11 protein-coding genes are annotated in these 14,456 nt (G+C 60.6%); 5 read left to right on the top strand and 6 right to left on the bottom strand.

What is annotated here, in order from left to right; translation table 11 throughout:
* The first annotated feature begins 2 nt into the window (after positions 1–2).
* Positions 3–1,466, top strand: a complete 1,464-nt coding sequence (nuoN, locus tag ACVWZP_RS01750; RefSeq protein WP_017848066.1) for an NADH-quinone oxidoreductase subunit NuoN — start codon at positions 3–5, stop codon at positions 1,464–1,466.
* Positions 1,467–1,554: 88 nt separating this feature from the next.
* On the opposite strand, the gene ACVWZP_RS01745 is transcribed toward nuoN, so the two are convergent.
* A complete protein-coding gene (locus tag ACVWZP_RS01745) occupies positions 1,555–2,379 on the bottom strand; it encodes an arylamine N-acetyltransferase family protein (protein ID WP_457369321.1) in 825 nt (274 codons plus the stop codon).
* Positions 2,380–2,499: 120 nt separating this feature from the next.
* Here ACVWZP_RS01745 and ACVWZP_RS01740 point away from each other — a divergent pair, with 120 nt between their 5' ends.
* Complete coding sequence (locus ACVWZP_RS01740; RefSeq protein ID WP_046382905.1) at positions 2,500–2,736, top strand: DUF6555 family protein; 237 nt, start codon at positions 2,500–2,502, stop codon at positions 2,734–2,736.
* A gap of 223 nt (positions 2,737–2,959) precedes the next feature.
* Complete coding sequence (locus ACVWZP_RS01735) at positions 2,960–3,481, top strand: DUF3087 domain-containing protein (protein WP_046382904.1); 522 nt, start codon at positions 2,960–2,962, stop codon at positions 3,479–3,481.
* On the opposite strand, the gene ACVWZP_RS01730 is transcribed toward ACVWZP_RS01735, so the two are convergent.
* From ACVWZP_RS01730 to ACVWZP_RS01715, 4 genes are all read right to left on the bottom strand, one after another.
* Positions 3,478–3,918 (bottom strand): MEKHLA domain-containing protein, encoded by a 441-nt coding sequence (locus ACVWZP_RS01730; RefSeq protein ID WP_046382903.1) that lies wholly within the window; start codon positions 3,916–3,918, stop codon positions 3,478–3,480. The two genes, ACVWZP_RS01735 and ACVWZP_RS01730, sit on opposite strands and share 4 nt — an antisense overlap.
* 43 nt (positions 3,919–3,961) lie before the next feature.
* Positions 3,962–5,092: an MFS transporter gene (locus ACVWZP_RS01725; protein WP_457369320.1), complete on the bottom strand. Its 1,131-nt coding sequence runs from the start codon at positions 5,090–5,092 to the stop codon at positions 3,962–3,964.
* A 70-nt stretch (positions 5,093–5,162) separates the two neighbouring features.
* Positions 5,163–6,527, bottom strand: coding sequence for an MFS transporter (locus tag ACVWZP_RS01720; RefSeq protein WP_046382901.1), 1,365 nt, complete (start codon positions 6,525–6,527; stop codon positions 5,163–5,165).
* Between the two features lie 176 nt (positions 6,528–6,703).
* Positions 6,704–7,567: a Dyp-type peroxidase gene (locus tag ACVWZP_RS01715; protein WP_017848073.1), complete on the bottom strand. Its 864-nt coding sequence runs from the start codon at positions 7,565–7,567 to the stop codon at positions 6,704–6,706.
* Positions 7,568–7,705: 138 nt separating this feature from the next.
* Between ACVWZP_RS01715 and ACVWZP_RS01710 the strand changes: the two genes are divergently transcribed.
* Positions 7,706–9,322 (top strand): NADP-dependent glyceraldehyde-3-phosphate dehydrogenase, encoded by a 1,617-nt coding sequence (locus ACVWZP_RS01710; protein WP_457369319.1) that lies wholly within the window; start codon positions 7,706–7,708, stop codon positions 9,320–9,322.
* Between the two features lie 23 nt (positions 9,323–9,345).
* Entirely contained in the window at positions 9,346–10,407 is a 1,062-nt protein-coding gene (locus ACVWZP_RS01705; RefSeq protein ID WP_288079168.1) for an FUSC family protein, read from the top strand.
* Positions 10,408–10,513: 106 nt separating this feature from the next.
* Here the strand turns inward: ACVWZP_RS01705 and ACVWZP_RS01700 are convergent, their stop codons facing one another.
* A complete protein-coding gene (locus ACVWZP_RS01700; RefSeq protein ID WP_457369318.1) occupies positions 10,514–14,410 on the bottom strand; it encodes a hypothetical protein in 3,897 nt (1,298 codons plus the stop codon).
* Positions 14,411–14,456 lie beyond the last annotated feature (46 nt).

Here is a 14,456-nt window from a genome sequence, read left to right as displayed (position 1 = left end):
CTATGGAATTCACGATCCAACACTTTATCGCGCTTGCGCCGCTGCTGATCACCAGCCTCACCATTGTGGTGGTGATGCTGTCGATCGCCTGGCGTCGCAATCATGCGCAAACCTTCCTGCTGTCCTGTGCGGGTTTGAACCTGGCCTTGCTGTCGATCATCCCGGCACTCAAGGTCGCGCCCCTGGCGGTGACCCCGCTGATGATGATCGATGACTTCGCGCTGCTGTATATCGCGTTGATCCTCGTCGCCACCCTGGCCTGCGTCACCCTCGCCCACGCCTACCTCGGCGAAGGCGGCACCGGCTACCCGGGCAACCGCGAAGAGCTGTACCTGCTGATCCTGCTGGCTGCGGCCGGCGGTATCGTGCTGGTCAGCGCGCAGCACCTGGCCGGTTTGTTCATCGGCCTGGAACTGCTGTCGATCCCGACCTACGGCCTGGTGGCCTACGCCTTCTTCAACAAGCGTTCCCTGGAAGCCGGCATCAAGTACATGGTGCTGTCGGCCGCCGGTTCCGCGTTCCTGTTGTTCGGTATGGCCCTGCTCTACGCCGAAGCCGGCAGCCTGAGCTTCACCGGTATCGGCCACGCCCTGGCGGCCACCAGCATGCCTGCGCCGATCGCCCAACTGGGCCTGGCGATGATGCTGATCGGCCTGGCTTTCAAACTGTCGCTGGTGCCCTTCCACCTGTGGACACCGGACGTGTACGAAGGCGCTCCGGCGCCGGTGGCCGCGTTCCTGGCCACGGCGACGAAAGTTGCGGTGTTTGCGGTGGTGGTGCGTCTGTTCCAGATCTCCCCGGCGGCCAACACCGGCGTGTTGAGCGACGTACTGAGCGTGATCGCCGTTGCCTCGATCCTGTTCGGTAACCTGCTGGCGCTGACCCAGAACAACCTCAAGCGTCTGCTGGGTTACTCGTCCATTGCCCACTTCGGCTACCTGCTGATCGCCCTGGTGGCGAGCAAAGGCCTGGCTCTGGAAGCGATCGGCGTGTATCTGGTCACCTACGTGATCACCAGCCTCGGCGCCTTCGGTGTCATCACCCTGATGTCCTCGCCTTACAAAGGCCGTGACGCCGACGCCCTGTACGAATACCGCGGCCTGTTCTGGCGCCGTCCGTACCTGACCGCCGTGTTGACCCTGATGATGCTGTCCCTGGCCGGTATCCCGCTGACTGCGGGCTTTATCGGCAAGTTCTACATCATCGCGACCGGCGTTGAAGCGCATCAATGGTGGCTGGTTGCCTCGCTCATCCTGGGTAGCGCCATCGGCGTGTTCTACTACCTGCGCGTGATGGTCACCCTGTACCTGATCGAGCCAAACCTGCGTCGTGTGGATGCCGAGCTGCACTGGGAACAGAAAGCCGGTGGCGTGATGCTGCTGGCCATCGCCGTGCTCGCCTTCTTCCTCGGCGTGTACCCACAACCGTTGCTCACTTTGGTGCAGCACGCGGTACTGGGCGTTTGATCGCTTAGCGGTACGCAGTAAACAGAAACGGCACCTTCGGGTGCCGTTTTTGCGTTTATGGGCCAGAGAAGATGCGGCCTCAATGCGTCTAAAGATTGGCCGACACTAAACCATCGAGCGTTTCGCGAAGCCGCTGATGCACCTGCAAGCGAAGGCCAAAGGTGCCGCGCAGCACATCAAGCAATTCATCGGCACTGGCTATCGCGCGTTTTTCGCTGGGACCGTCCAGGGAGTGCATCGCGTAGTGGCCGTTGTTCAAGGTGTGACGCTTACCCGGCGCGAGCAGTGCCACTTTCAACTGACCGAGAAACGGCGAGCCCGCGTGGGTGGAGACGTACCAGTTGCCGATTTCATAGTCGATGTCTGCCTGCACCTGCAGGTCGAACACATACAAGCCACGCCACTCCCCGCCGACCTCGGCCCACAGGGTGTAGCTGCCGTGCTTAACGGTCAGCCGAAAGGGTTCGTGGGCGGTGGCCTGGATCGCTTCGCTGTCCAGCAGCAACGGGCTGCTCGGCACCATGCCGCCAAAGCCGACGTCGCAGATATAGCGCACACCGTCCACCGTCACCAGGCTCAGGCGATGGGTACGCGCGGTGTGTGCATCCGGTGGCCCGCCCATCACGACCCGTCCGGTGATGCCGCGTGCGTCGAAGCCCAACTCCTGCAACAGTTCCAGGAACAGTTGGTTCAGTTCATAGCAATACCCGCCGCGTCCATCGAGCAAGACTTTTTGTTCGACGCTGGGCAGGTCGATCGGCACCGGCAAGCGCAGCAGGGTCGACAGGCTTTCAAAGGCGAACGTACACACATGCCGCAATTGCAGGTCCTGCAAGGTTTGCAGGGTCGGCGGCGGCGGCGCAGCGTAGCCCAGGCGTTGCAGGTACAGGTGGCTTTGGGTCAGGCGGGACATGACGCGATCCTTGGGCGCGTGGCGAAGGCTCCACTATGCCGCCCGGACCGGCAATTTGTCATTTCGAATGAACCTTTTTAAACGCTTTCCTATCCATCTATAACAAGACAGGGAGGCAACATGAGTAGCGCAAAAATCTACACCATTACCTATCAACTGCACGGTCAACCGAAGTCTTTCGTGGTGCGTGCCGAAGTGATGAATAACGCCGAGGCCTGGCACTGGGCGGCCGTTGATGCCGATATTGCGCATGTCAGCCGCATCGGTCGGGTCGGCCACGAACAGGTGAAAAAAACCACCCGGCCCTGGGCCGAGAAGTACGGCATCACCGACGTCAACTGGGTACCGCCCAAATAAACAAACGCCCCGTTCAACGACGGGGCTTTTTTTCGACAGCATTTGGTTGCTCACGCTCTTTCGGGGCATTGCGTGTGCGATCCGGGCCGGGGCTGCTTGTAATCGATCATAGAGAACGCCCCACAAGCCTTCGTTCAACGTGTTTACCGCACACCCCATCGCCAAGCATGAGAAGATGCCGCCCTGCCCTATCCCCTACAAACGCCAAGGAGATTTTCCCCGGATGTTCGAACTCAAACCCTGCGACCCCATCACCTACCGCCAGCAGACCCGTCGCAGTACGTTGATCGTGGCCGTGTTGTTCGTGGCCCTGGCGATGCTGTTGTCGAGCCTGGCGGTGATGCTGTTTGGCGAAGCCGGCGGCGACAACTTTCGCTACAACGTGGGTGGGGTGTTTGCCGGAGTGTTGATCACCCTCGCCCTGGTGCGCGGCCCGTTCTGGACCCAGCCATGGCTGGCGCCGGCGGTGTATGGCTGGCAGCTCAAGCGCAACCTGATGCGCGTGACCAACGTGATGCACAAGGTCACCGACCGCGTGCAAGCCAATGACCCGACGGCGCTCAAGGTGCTGCGGTTCTATCACCTGGGGCTGACGCAGATGCATGAGCTGGATGCCAACTCCAGCGCCCAGGTGCAGTTGGTCGGCGAGATCGAGGCACATAGGGCGAAGATGCAAGCGTTGGGGCTCGATACCGAGCAAACCCGTTTCGACCCGTCCTGGCTGGACAGTTTCAAAGGCGCTTAAGCCAACACCCCGATACGCTGCGCATCCGGCCAGAACAGCGCCGCCTGCCCACACGGCAGGCCGGCGGCATCGAGTAACGTCCACACCACACCGGCATGGATCATGAACGGCTGCTGATGTGCATCCACCCGCCAGCCGCTGTAGCCATGGGCGATGCCGTTGGCGCTGACGTGCTCCAATAACACCTGGCGCGCGGCGCGGTCGAGTTCCGAGGCGCTGAAGCGTGACGGCATGCCGATGAAGGTCTCGCGCGGGTATTTGAAGCACGCCAAGGCGCACGCATTGGCGTAGTTAAACCGCGGGTCCGCCGCGCCATCGTGGGCCAGCAGGCTGTAGGGCGCATGGGCATGCAGCCAGGTCAGGCGTTGCTGTGCGTCCAGATGCTCGGGCGCCGGCAAGCCCTGGCCGGTCCAGTGTCGATAGGCGTCATCCAGCACGCGTACACAGTCTTCTTGTCGGGTCACACACTACCTCACATTGTCAGTTGGAACGCTTTGCCCGCCAGCAGAACACGGCGCTGATGGCTATCGCGGCGCCCGCCAGGCCAAACACCCAAGGGGCCGCGGCGACCGGCAGCAACAACCCCGCCAGCAGCGGCCCGAGGCCGGCGCCGATATCGCGCCATACCGCGTTGGAGGCCAATGCCGACACGCGCATCGAACCGGGGTTGCGTTCGGCCACCAAGGTCGTCACCAGGGGCAACTGCAACGCCCGCAACACCAGCACTGCCGCCGCGCCGACGATCACCCAATAACTGCCGAATGCTGCCAGGGCCAAAGCGCTCAGGAACGAAAACAACAACAGCATCGACGTGGCGCCGAAGCGTTGCGCGGCGCGACCGCCCAGCGGGCTCAGGAGCATTTCCGAGACATAACGCAAGGCCATCAAGGCACCGGCGATCAACACCGCGTCGCCCCCGAGAAGCTTCTGTGCCTGGATCGACATGCCAAAGATAAACAGCCCATCCAGCGCCACGCCTTCGATAAACGACCACAGCGCCACGCTGTCGGGCCACTTGAAACGGCGCCCCGGACTGCTGTGCAAATCATGGCCGACAGTAGGCAACCCCCGCGCCATCCACAAGCCCAGCAGGCAGCATCCGGCGAGAATCAGAAAGATCGGACGCGGTCCGGCCCATAAGGTCAGCCAGCCGCCGAGCGGCAATGCGAGCATCGGCCCGAGGGCGATCAAGGCCCGCGACCGCCCTGCCCGGCGTGCGGCACCCATCGGCTCGGCGGTCGCCAGCACTTGGGTCGACAGGTTCAACGCGGCAAAACACAGGCCCCAGACCAGCCGCAAGCCCAGCAATGCAGCGAAGCCCGACAGCATCGAGTTACCCAAGGCACACAGCGTCGCGGCACCGGCGGCGATCATGCAGGTCAGACGATCGCCGTGGCGGGCATAGAAATTGAGCACGTGGCGGTAACCGAAAATCCGCACCAGTCGGTTGGCCGCCAGCAGCACCCCGGCCTGGGCCAGCGTGATGCCGAACGCCTGGGATTCCATGGGCAGCAGCAGATAAAGCAACACGTCACTGGGCAGGCATAAAGCCAAGGTCAGCGCGGCGCGGCGGGAGGTGATGTCGGCAGTGCGTTGGGCCTGGCTTGCCATAAATCTGAAACATCCCGAAATATTCAGGTCGCCACCGTAGCCTTCTCGAACGGCTTTTTACAACGCTCGATTAAACCTTTTTGTCATACGGCAACAACCGCAGGCCGCTGGCCACACTGCCCACCAACGCAAACGCACAGCCCAGCCACAACGCGTAGTGCGGGCCGCTGCCCAGGGACCAGTGAAAACACAACGCCACCAGCGACGCTCCCAGCGTCTGCCCCAGCAACCGCGAGATCGCCACAATGCCACTGGCCCCGCCGCTGCGGGCCAAGGGCGCGCTGGTCATCAATGCCTTGAGGTTGGGCGACTGGAAGAACCCGAAACCGGCTCCGCACAAGGCCATGCGCCAGCCGATCTCGAACGCCGACGCATCATTGTGCAACGTCGCCAGGGCCGCCATGCCCACGCTCAGCATCAACAGGCCGATCCCACACAACAGGCCGAGGGACACGCGGTCGGCCAGGCGCCCGGCGACCAAGGCCATCACCGCCACCACCGCAGGCCAGGGCGTCATCAGAAAACCGGTCTCCACCTGGCTGTGCCCGAGCACTGCCTGCAGCAGAAACGGCAGCGACACAAAGGCCAGGCCCTGGGCACTGAAGGCGCAGATCGCCGTGAGCGAAGACAGCGCAAACACCGGGCGCTTGAACAAGTCCACTGCCAGCATCGGCGCCGGGTGCCCGGCCTGGCGGCGCAGCAGCAGCGCACCGCAGACCAGCGCCAGCGCGATCAGGCCCAGGGTCAACGCACCTTGGGCGCCATGCACCGCCGTCCCCAGGCCAAGCACCAGCAAGGCGAACAGCCCGGCACACAACAGCGCGGCAAGACGATCGAAGGCATGCCCGGCCATGGGAATGACCGGCAATGAGCGCAAGCCCAACAGCAGCGCCAACAAGCCCAGCGGCACGTTGATCAGGTACAGCCAGTGCCAACTCGCCACCGACAGGATCGCCGACGCCGCCGTCGGCCCGAGCGTGAACGCCAGCCCCACCACCAGCGAGTTATAGCCCAGGCCGCGCCCGAGCATGCGCGACGGATAGATATGCCGCAGCAACGCCGTGTTGACGCTCATGATCGCGGCCGCACCGAGCCCCTGCACCACCCGCGCCGCCGTGAGCGTCACCAGCGACCCGGCGATCCCGCAAAACAGCGACGATACGATAAACAGCAACAAGCCACCGAGGTACACCCGACGGTGCCCGAGCACATCGCTCAGCGAAGCGAAGGGCAACACCGTGGCAATGATCGCCAACTGGTAGGCATTGACCACCCAGATCACCGACGCGGAGTCGGTGCCAATGCCGTCGGCCAGGGTCGGCAGCGCCGTGTTGACGATGGCTGTGTCCAGGGTCGCCATGCCGATGCCCAGGGAAATGGCGATCACCGCCGGCAGGCGTTTATTCAGGGGCAGCCCATCGGCAACAGAAGACATGCACAATCCGCACAGGTGACAAAAGGCCTCTAGATTACGGGCTGCAAAGATTTTTTTCAGTCGCCAATGCGTTGGCTGTCAACATCTTCATGTTGCCTGCACCCGTAAAAAAAACGCGCCAACTCCGTATCGGTGATGGCGCGTGGGCTGACGCAATGACCCAGGCAAACGCCTGGTCAGATCGACACGGCACTCAGGTCCAGGCGCCCGTCCTTGAGCGGCGGGCACCAGTAATAGCCGCCGGTCAACGGTGTGCTGATGCGGTACAGGCCGTCGACGATGCCGTCTTCCAACCCGCTCATGCGGCGCAGTTGCGCTTCAAACGCATCGAAGGAATGCCCGAACGCGAGGAACATCAAGCCAGCCTGGCCGTTTTCTGCCCAGGGCATCGAGCGGCGCACCACGAACGCTTCCGGGGTGAAGCTTTCCTGGGCGGTGCGTTTGGTGTGGGCGGACTCGGGCGCGTCCTCCAGTTCTTCGTTGTCGCCGTGGCGGCGACCGATGATGTGGTCGCGTTCCTGGGCAGGCAACGCGGCGAAACCATCGAGGTCGTGCTGCCATTGCTGGATCGCGGCGAAGCTGGCGCCGCTGTCGGTCAGCGCGGCTTCGACGGCGGCATCGTCGTGGGGGTTTTCGGTGCCGTCTTCGTAATCGGTCAGATCAAAACCGCTCTTGTAGCGGAAGCCTTCAGTCGACTGCACCAGGCGGAACGCCGGGGCCAGGGCTTTCTCCAGCGCGCGGCTGCGCAAGAGCAATTCGCCGCGATCCACGCCATGCAGCCACACCCACAATGCTTGCTGCGTGGAGGGGTTGTGCGCGCCCGGCGCGCTGACCGCTGGGAATGCGCGCAGCCCTTCGATCTGCGCGCCCAGTGCGTTGACCAGCGGCTCACCCAGACCGACCACTGCGGCCGAATCCGCCCACTGCACCAATGCGTTCAACGCAGCAGGTACAGCGGCCAGGGAGTCCACGGCAAAAAACAGATGGCGTGCCTGTAAAGGCACCGGTGCGGCAAGAATGCCCGGCTGGTACTGACTCATGTGAACTCCTTCAAGAAAGCCTCGCAGTTTACCCGCCATGTGCAGCCGTGCGTACAAGAAAGCGCGCAAGCCTTGCCACAGAACCCGTTGTTGGGTGACTCTCTAGTCATGTTTTGCAACTATTTCAGGGGTAGCGACATGACCACCGATAACCTGCTCGCCCAGCTGTTTCCTTCCTGCGCCGCCGATATTCCCGAGCAATTCCGCCTGGGAGCGCCCATCGAACAGCGCGATTACCTGGTCGACGGCCAGTTGCGGGTGTGGAACGGCCCCTTGGCCCAAGTGCTCAGCCCGGTGCAACTGGGTGACGAGCGCGTACAAATCGGCAGCACGCCGCTGCTGGATGCCGACACCGCCCTCAGCGCCCTCGACGCCGCCGTGCGCGCCTATGACCGCGGCCAGGGAGAATGGCCGACGATGCGCGTGGTCGACCGCATCCGCCACGTCGAAGCGTTCTTGCGGCGCATGCGCGAACAGCGTGATGCGGTGGTCAAGCTGCTGATGTGGGAAATCGGCAAGAACCTCAAGGACTCGCAGAAAGAGTTCGACCGCACTTGCGACTACATCACCGACACCATCAATGCCCTCAAGGAACTCGACCGCCGCAGCAGCCGCTTCGAGCTGGAACAGGACACGCTCGGCCAGATCCGCCGCGTACCGATGGGAGTGGCGCTGTGCATGGGGCCGTACAACTACCCGCTGAACGAGACGTTTACCACGCTGATCCCGGCGCTGATCATGGGCAACACCGTGGTGTTCAAGCCGGCCAAGCTCGGCGTGCTGTTGATCCGCCCGCTGCTGGAGGCATTCCGCGACAGCTTCCCGGCCGGGGTGATCAACGTGATCTATGGCAGCGGCCGCGAAACCGTCAGCGCGCTGATGGCCAGCGGCAAGATCGATATTTTCGCGTTCATCGGCACCAACAAGGCCGCCAGCGACCTGAAAAAACTGCACCCGCGCCCGCACCGCCTGCGCGCAGCCCTGGGCCTGGACGCGAAAAACCCAGGCATCGTGCTGCCCCAGGTCGACCTGGACAACGCCGTCAGCGAAGCGGTCACCGGCTCGCTGTCGTTCAACGGCCAGCGCTGCACCGCGTTGAAAATTCTGTTTGTGCATGAAGACGTGGTCGACAGTTTCATCCAGAAATTCAACGCCAAGTTGGCGACCTTGAAGCCCGGCATGCCGTGGGACGACGGCGTGGCGCTGACGCCGCTGCCGGAAGTGGGCAAGGTCGATTACCTCAAGGCACTGGTGGCCGATGCAGCCCAACACGGCGCCCGCGTGATGAATGCCGATGGCGGCGTCAGTCGCGGTACCTTTTTCTACCCGGCGGTGCTGTACCCGGTAAACCCGCAGATGCGCGTGTACCACGAGGAACAGTTCGGCCCGGTGGTGCCGATCGTGCCCTACCGTGACCTGGAGACCGTGATCGATTACGTACTGGAATCGGATTTCGGCCAGCAACTGAGCCTGTTCGGCACCGACCCGGCCGAAATCGGACGGCTGGTGGACACCTTCGCCAATCAGGTCGGCCGCATCAATATCAACGCCCAGTGCCAGCGCGGCCCGGACACCTTCCCCTTCAACGGCCGCAAGAACTCGGCCGAAGGCACACTGTCGGTACATGACGCCTTGCGTGTGTTCTCGATCCGCACCCTGGTGGCGACCAAGTTCCAGGACAGCAACAAGGCACTGCTCAGCGAGATCCTGCACAACCGCAACTCGAGCTTCTTGACCACTGACTACATTTTCTAGAGGACGGCTCGCCGTTGATTAACCTGCACTTGCCTGTATTTGCCCGGCGCCTGCTGCGCCCGCTGCTCGACCCTTACCGCCGCTATCGCCATGCCAAGCTGATCCACGCCGTGCGCGTGTCCATCGGCTTGCTGGCGACGATCCTGCTGACCACCGGCATCAACCTGCCCCACGGCGAGTGGGCGTCGGTGACCATGCTGGTGGTGATCGGCGGCCTGCAGCACCACGGCAACATCGGCAAGAAAGCCATGGAACGCGCCTACGGCACCCTGATCGGCGCCAGCGTCGGTTTGCTGCTGGTGGTGCAGGAGACGTATGTGGGGCAGCCGCTGCTGACCTACTTGTTGATGTCGGTGGTGTGCGGGTTCTTCTCCTATCACGCCATCGGCAAGGGCGGATACACCGCCTTGTTGTCGGCGATCACCGTGTTTATCGTCGCCGGGCATGGCGACAATCCGCTGTCGGACGGGCTGTGGCGCACGGTCGATATCCTGATCGGTATTGCGTTGGCCCTGGCGTTTTCCTTCGCCTTGCCGCTGTATGCCGTGTACTCCTGGCGCTACAACCTGGCCAGTGCCTTGCGCGACTGTGCCGCGATCTATAACCGCATCATCAGCGGTCAATCGGTCACCGACGACGAACACCTCAAACTGCTCAGCCGCGTGAATACGGCGATGCTGCAACTGCGTTCGTTGATGCCCTCGGTGTCCAAGGAGGTACGGATCTCCATGACCCAGCTGGACACGATCCAGCGGCATTTGCGCATGTGCATCAGCACCCTGGAGATTCTGGGCAACACCCGGCCAGACCCTCGCGACGAACAGGCAATGGCGCGGATGCAGATGATGTTGAAGGCCGAGCATCGGCAGATTCGGGTGCAGTGGGTGGGGATGGCGCGAGCGTTGCAATCGGGGGCTACCGAGCGACTGGAGCGGCCGGGCAACACAGCGTTCATTGAACCGCAGTTGGGGGGCTCGGTGCATAACGCACTGGACGGGTATCGGTTATTGACGATGCAACTGGTGGCGAATGTCGAGGCGATGCGTTCACGGTTGGCGCTGAGCGCGAATCGATGGAAGATTTGACCGTCCAACGGAAAAGCCGCGATTAGTCGCACACTCGAGCAGATAAAAACAGAAGCTCACGATTTACCGCGAGCCTCTGCAACTCCGCTTTTTTTGGTGTTTGGCGCTACCTGAGCCCAACACCATTGAAGTGGTCCCCGATTATATGATCCTTCCCAGCCTGGACAGCGCCGGTATTGATGTTCAGGCCATAGTAGTAATTACTAAATAAAAAGCTGTGCGAGTACGTTGACGTCCAATAGAGCGCAACGCCCATCGGCCAGCGATTTCCATAAGCCTGGTGCAGTTCACGGGCTTCATCAAGGGTAGGCAAACGAGCGCCAGCAGCACTCGCATTGTTCCGGATGACGCCAAGCGTGTTTCGGCCCAAGCCGACACACCGCACGATGTTACTGACAACCACGGTGTAACTGCGAGCTTGTGCGGGTACCGAAGAGTCACGGACCGTAATTGATGCACTGCCGTTCCCGCGCACCGTGACCAAACCCGAAGTGCCGTGGACATTGGCGACATTTGCATTCGATGTCAGGTACGTGTAAGGCGGTGTTCCGCCTGTTGCCTGGTGCTGCACCTGATTACCCGGACCGAATACCGGCAGTACATCTGGAGAACCGTCGATCAGGTATGTCTTCTTGTTCAGATAAACCGTGGCCTGATTGAAAACAAGTGCTGTTGCATGGACGATCTGATATTGAGTCGACGGGAAAGGTACCGCTCGTGACTTGTCAGCCTGCTTGTTGAAGTTGATGGAGACAAGGACCGTGACCGTGCCATTGTTCGGTACAGACAGCAGCCAACTGCGCAACACATTGATATTCGCGAAGCCGTTGATGGCTTCATTTTCCGAAACGCTGTGAGCCACCAGCAAATCTTGTGTGACCGCGCCGGGGGCCGACAGGCTTATCCAGGCAACTTGATCTTTTTGGCTGTAGGCCCATTTGGCCATCGTCAGTATCGCATCGCCAGTCAAGTTCGCCGGATTTATGGTTCCGCCGTGGGCAATACGGTTAATCAAGGCCCTTGGCAAGCTGCTCTCTGGAATGGCCTGGACATGCACGGTCTGCACTTGCGACGATCCATCCCCGCCTCGGCCCAATATCACTTCGTACTGCAGGTGGACAGTGCTGTTGATGCTCACACCCACCAACTTATTATCGACATTGAAGGTTACCGTGCCACCGTCCAGACCAGACGTTGTGCCGACCTCGGTCACGGTGCCGTCCGCGTGGAGCCAGTACAAGGTAATCAGATCTGTCCCACCCTGGTTCATATTGGGATAGGTCACCAACACCTGGCATTTGTTCTCGACGGTCAGGGGGTGGATGATCACTTCGGGCCCACTCGGCGGGGTCGAATACTTGATTTCCGGATGGGGGAATATGTTGGACTCTGTCTGGACCATATGGTGGCGGGTGTCGAACCACACGGCGTTGGCAATGTGGTTGCTTTGATCGAACGTGACACCAAACTCGATGGTCAGGCTCGTCCACTCTTTCAAGTTGCGTAGTCTTCCCACAGGGGTATAGGGCGCGGGGCCGTTGCTGACATCCTCGACAGAGACTTCACGGCCTTCATAGGTTTCTTCCTTGTACGGAACATCGGTATTCAGCGTTCCGGAGTACTTCAACCACATACGCTGTCCCCTCTCGATATAGATCCAAGGTGCCACGCGAGTTTTGTCGAGGTCGTCCAGCTTGGGGATTTCAAGAATAGCGCTATTGCCGATGCTATCTATTTTCGCACCAGGTAAGTGATTCAGGGTCAGCAGGTTCAGCGTAAGAACGGGTGAAGCCGTGGGGAAACCGTTGCGAATCACCTTAAACGACACGTCAATATCACGCCCCAGAGGATGGATATTGAAGCCAATGACGGGGACCGGAATGGTTACCTCGACAAAAGCGTCACCACTGTTGGCAGGCTTGACTTCAAAATACGTCCCGGCACCCGCCAGCCCAAGCCAGCATACTTCAACTTGATCGCCGTTCTTGGGCTGGTCATAGCGGCAGCGTACCGTGGCGCCGCTAATCGCCACCAACCACGGATCCAGTTCATCCAGCCCCGTTGTCGCCTCCAGCACTTCAGGAGAGAACAACTCGCCCAATGCCCGCCCGATGGTGTAAGTCGCCTCCTCGGAAAGCTCATCGACGCCAAACCGTCTGCGCGTATAACTGACAATCAACGTGCCATCCAGATTATCCACAATCAGTTGCCTAGGGACATCCACCAAGAGTGGATTGGAATTCACCGCCAGCCGATAGTCGACAAGGGTGATCCCGGTGACCGAGCCCACATACTTGATGACGACTTCGTCACCTGCCCTGAACTCCGCACGCGCTTCAAAGGTAGCGACACTGCCCACTGCCCCGGGATCAATATTGTGGGTGGCGTCTGCCTCTTGGATAATGGGCGCAACCAGGCTGCGTGGCGGCCGGCCGACCTGGATGTATCGACGTTCCGATTCACGAACGCTTGCCGGCCCCGTGACCTGGTAATAGACCCGAGTGCGGTTCAGCCCTTCAAATCGTGCGTATTCCGCGTTGACAAAATCCCGGAACCGGGGATGGGTCCCCGCAACTCGGTGACTGAACACGCGCTCCACGCTGCCATCCAGGCGCTCAGCCTGAATACTGACTTGCAGATCATCTCCCGCATTGCCTGGCGGGACATAGTCGGGCATCGCCACCGTGATAAACCCCAAATCCGGCTCGACAAATGGCCCGTGGGCCTGAGTGACGTCGGGTGCGGGGAGCGTGTAGCGGATGCCCGCGACCGTATAGACAGTCGAGCGGGCGCGCAACATGTCTCTTTCCCTGACGTAGGAAATTCTCAGGGTGCTCTGTATCAATGAGCGGACAAATGCATTGGGGATTGAAATATCGTTGTAGCTGCTCAAAACAACTTCCACGCGAAAATCAAACGTAACAGGCTCCCCCTCCACCGTAGTGCCTTCCACCGTCCATATGAGGTAATCGCCACGGACGAAGTTCGGATCATTTCTGCGGATAAACACAGACCCGGTAGCCGGAAGGCCATGCAATTCATCGGCTTCCAGAATCAATGTCAGGTGATCGGCTTCAACGATCTCCGGCTCATCCAGCAGCGTGGTATCAAGGTCAACATTGACGGGGATCGGTTTGCCCCACCGATGGCACGGGCCGGACTCATCCAGCACCTCATCATACAAATAAAATTGCACGACAAAATGGCCGCTACCGACAGCCACCAAGAACTCACTCTCTATCGTAAACGTCAGGTCATGCCCGACTTGGTCGGCGCGGATAGGCAGGAGTTCATAGCGGTAACCGCCCCAGTAGAACATCACCAGGTCATTGACCCGCATGTTTACCCACGCGTGGATGGTGACCCCAACGCCCCGAGCGGCAACGACGGCATCAACAAATGTGTCGGTAAGTGTAAAGGTCAGACCATGGTGATAGGTTCCATCACAGTTGCCCTCTCCACCAGGCAGTGTGTCCAGGATCAGAACTCTTTCAGGTACAGAAGAACTCTCCACACCAGAACCAACTCGGATGACCTCGCCGTAGACATTTTCGACAAAAAACAGCAGCAGTCTGCTTCTGGGAATGACCAAAAAAAATCGTGGGTCGCCTTCGTTGGCAGCCGTCACCTTCTCTTGCATCATCAATATTCCATTCATCCAGATTCGATATTCGTCACCTGCACTGCACTGAACCCAGCGCTCGAAAATGTAGGTCAATCCATCACGGATATGACGCCGGCCAATACCATAGGCGGCCCCTAAGACGGGTATGACCCGCGCGGGCGATGTGTAGGGAGAGTCAAGGTCCTGCAAAACCGGTGGCGGTACGGGTGTTCGTGGGGAATGTTTATTTTTGGCGGCTGTCTTTGTCGCACTTGCGACAGGCGGTGCTGAAGCAGACGGTTTGTTGGCCGCCGCCTGCTTGGAATTCGTCGTACTGGTTTTTTCTTCCGTCGACTTTGTTACGACGGCTTTTTTCGAACCGGCAGATTTGGTTGGCATGATCATTCTCCTAAGCGGGTACGCATCAGGTGAAATCAAACGCCGC

This window comes from Pseudomonas sp. TE36184, assembly GCF_054060055.1.
The sequence above is the reverse complement of the archived record's forward strand: the minus strand, read 5'-3'. Positions and strand labels throughout refer to the sequence as shown.

What these genes read in the sequence shown, in the direction of transcription:
- nuoN (WP_017848066.1), top strand. Translation starts at nt 3, where the DNA reads ATGGAATTCACGATCCAACACTTTATCGCGCTTGCGCCGCTGCTGATC.
- ACVWZP_RS01745 (WP_457369321.1), bottom strand. Translation starts at nt 2,379, where the DNA reads ATGTCCCGCCTGACCCAAAGCCACCTGTACCTGCAACGCCTGGGCTAC.
- ACVWZP_RS01740 (WP_046382905.1), top strand. Translation starts at nt 2,500, where the DNA reads ATGAGTAGCGCAAAAATCTACACCATTACCTATCAACTGCACGGTCAA.
- ACVWZP_RS01735 (WP_046382904.1), top strand. Translation starts at nt 2,960, where the DNA reads ATGTTCGAACTCAAACCCTGCGACCCCATCACCTACCGCCAGCAGACC.
- ACVWZP_RS01725 (WP_457369320.1), bottom strand. Translation starts at nt 5,092, where the DNA reads ATGGCAAGCCAGGCCCAACGCACTGCCGACATCACCTCCCGCCGCGCC.
- ACVWZP_RS01720 (WP_046382901.1), bottom strand. Translation starts at nt 6,527, where the DNA reads ATGTCTTCTGTTGCCGATGGGCTGCCCCTGAATAAACGCCTGCCGGCG.
- ACVWZP_RS01715 (WP_017848073.1), bottom strand. Translation starts at nt 7,567, where the DNA reads ATGAGTCAGTACCAGCCGGGCATTCTTGCCGCACCGGTGCCTTTACAG.
- ACVWZP_RS01710 (WP_457369319.1), top strand. Translation starts at nt 7,706, where the DNA reads ATGACCACCGATAACCTGCTCGCCCAGCTGTTTCCTTCCTGCGCCGCC.
- ACVWZP_RS01700 (WP_457369318.1), bottom strand. Translation starts at nt 14,410, where the DNA reads ATGCCAACCAAATCTGCCGGTTCGAAAAAAGCCGTCGTAACAAAGTCG.